At 67.1% G+C, this 578-nt stretch carries 1 protein-coding gene; it reads left to right on the top strand.

Annotated elements, in window-relative coordinates; genetic code table 11:
- Window positions 1–438, top strand: a 438-nt coding sequence (locus ADK57_RS13245) for a DUF3459 domain-containing protein (RefSeq protein ID WP_159050058.1), incomplete at its 5' end; no start/stop codon positions are given.
- Window positions 439–578 lie beyond the last annotated feature (140 nt).

A 578-nucleotide genomic window follows, 5' to 3' on the forward strand; every position in this document is an offset into this window, starting at 1 on the left:
TCGGAGAAGTACCAGATCAAGGCGCGCGACTGGGAGGCGGCCGACCGCGAGGGCCGCAGCCTGACGCCCCTGATCACCCGGCTCAACACGATCCGGCGCACACACCCCGCCCTGCGACGGCTCAGAAACATCCACTTCCACCCGACCGACAACGACGCGCTGATCGCGTACAGCAAGCGCACGCATTCGGACACGGTTCTGGTGGTGGTCAACCTCGACCCGCACCGAGCCCAGGAGGCCACGGTCTCGTTGGACATGCCGCAACTCGGCCTGGAATGGCACGAGTCCCTGTCAGTCCACGACGAACTGGCGGGCGAGACCTACCGCTGGGGCAGGAACAACTATGTGCGGCTGGAGCCCGGCCGGACGCCCGCACACGTGTTCCACGTCCAACGGTCGTCCGCCGCGCCGCAGATCGGAGAGTCACCCGCGTCATGACCGTCAACGAGCCCGTCCACGACACCTTCGAGGACACCCCTGCCAAGGACCGGGACCCCGAGTGGTTCAAGCGCGCCGTCTTCTACGAGGTCCTCGTCCGCTCCTTCCAGGACAGCAACGGTGACGGCGTCGGCGACCTC

It is taken from the genome of Streptomyces sp. MMG1533, from assembly GCF_001279775.1.
GTDB lineage: Bacteria > Actinomycetota > Actinomycetes > Streptomycetales > Streptomycetaceae > Streptomyces.